Origin of the sequence: Streptomyces murinus (assembly GCF_002154555.1) — a bacterium.
In the GTDB taxonomy this organism is placed as follows: domain Bacteria; phylum Actinomycetota; class Actinomycetes; order Streptomycetales; family Streptomycetaceae; genus Streptomyces; species Streptomyces murinus.
This window is the reverse complement of the sequence record NZ_MUNF01000932.1, coordinates 1-1,947: the sequence shown is the minus strand read 5'-3', so window position 1 is coordinate 1,947 and position 1,947 is coordinate 1. Positions and strand designations below refer to the sequence as shown.

The 1,947-nt window shown below is 68.8% G+C and carries 1 protein-coding gene; it reads left to right on the top strand.

The features are described from left to right. Positions 1-457: 457 nt before the first annotated feature. A complete protein-coding gene (locus CCN72_RS36710) occupies positions 458-1,891 on the top strand; it encodes an MmgE/PrpD family protein (RefSeq protein WP_158101477.1) in 1,434 nt (477 codons plus the stop codon). The last annotated feature ends 56 nt before the right edge of the window (positions 1,892-1,947 follow it).

Below are 1,947 nucleotides of genomic sequence, written 5' to 3'. Positions count from 1 at the left end.
CCCACCCGCGCCCCCGCCGTGCCTGCGCACACCGGAAGGGCGCCCCGCGGACGGCTGCGCGCGTCTCTCCCTCACAGAGGCGCGCGCAGCCCCTCTCCCGGCCCGGCCGATCCCGCCCCATTCCGGTTCGCGCCGCTCCGCTTTTCGGCGGCCGTCGTATCCGCGCGGTTTTCCGGTCCGCGCCCCACATCCGTGTTCTTTCTTCCGTCGCACGTCTTTGTTTCGTGTTCTTTTCCATGGTGTTCCATGATGCTTTCCGCTGTACGGCCCTCCGTGCCGGGCCTGCGCCTTCTTGCTTTCGTGTATGGATCAACTTTCGCTGATGCTGATTCGCCGATCAACCTTGACCGGATTCTTTCCCTGCGGCGAATATCTCAGTCGAGCGCCTTCGAGATCCCATGAGCGCGTGAGTTCTGTGGGACGAGGGTGTAGTCGATCCCCCAGGGGGAGGGAAAGGGTGACAGTGTTCATTCCGGAGCAGCGGAAAGAACCTTCAGAGAACGATTCCCGTGCCACCGCGGCGGAAACACTCGCGGAGTTCGCACATCAGATATATCGCGACGGAATTCCATCGTCCGTCCAGGATTACGTCACAAAGCTGATCATCGATCAGCTCGGTCTCCAGCTGGCCTGTTCACGGCTTCCGTGGAGCGAGGCCGCCTACGACTACGTGCGCGACTTCGGTGCGACGGGATCGTCGACCGTGCTCTTCCACGGGCTGCGCACGCACCCCGAGCACGCGGCGTTCGCCAACGCGACGTTCGGGCACGGACAGGACTTCGACGACACCTGCCAGATGGTGCAGACCCACGCGGGTGCCGTCATCATCCCGGTCGCGCTGGCCGTGGCCGAGGAGGTCAACGCCACCGGGGAGCAGCTGCTGCGGGCCACCGCGGCCGGCCTGGAGGTCATGCTCCGCGCCGCGCACGCGGTCTCGCCGGACTGTCTGCGCCGCGGGCACCACACACCGCCGGCGGCGGGCCCGTTCGGAGCCGCGATCGCCGCGGGCCTCCTGCACGGCCAGAACCCGACGGAGCTGGCGCAGTCGCTGGCGATCGCGGGCAGCTTCTCCGGCGGCCTGATCGAGTACACCCAGTCCGGGGGCTCGGTCAAACGCATCCACACCGCGATCCCGACCACCGCCGGGATCCGCGCGGTCGCCCTGGCCCGGCGCGGCATGACCGGGCCCCTGACCGTCCTGGACGGCGCGAAGGGCTTTGTGAACGTCTTCGCCGACAAGGGCAGCGTCGAGCGCCTCACCGACCAGCTCGGCACCCGGTACATCATCGAGAAGGTGGGCCTGAAGGCGTACAACTGCTGCTACTTCATCCACGCCCCGCTCGAGGCCTTCCAGTTCCTCATGCGGCAGAAGAACCTGACCCCGGACGACATCGCCGAGGTCACGGTGGGGCTGTCCGCGCACGGCGCCGTGCACGTCGGCACCATCGTGCACCCCGTCGACCCGCTCGGCGGCCAGTTCAGCGTCCAGTTCACCCTCGGCATGGCCGCCTACGGTGAGCTGCCCGGCCTGGACAGCTACAGCGACGAACAGCTCGCCGACACCCGCTTCCACGCCTTCGCCGACCGTGTGAAGGTCGAGACCGACCCCGTAGCGGAGGCCGAGTACCCGGAGAACTGGGGCGGTGTCGTCACCCTGACGACCACCGACGGGCACACCTACCGCCGCCGGGTGCGCTACGCCACCGGAACCCCGCAGAACCCCATGACCGGCGACGAGGTCTGGGGCAAGTTCTCCCGCATCACCACCGACGCCCTGGACGGCGAACAGGCCGCCCACATCCGCGAGATGGTCCACGACCTGCCCGCGCTGGACTCCGTACGACGGCTGTCCGCGCTGCTGGTGCAGCGCGCCCTTCAGCCCAGCCGCTGACACACCGCAGCCCGGCCGCGGACGCCCCGCCGCCCCGGCGGGGCGTCCGCGGCCGG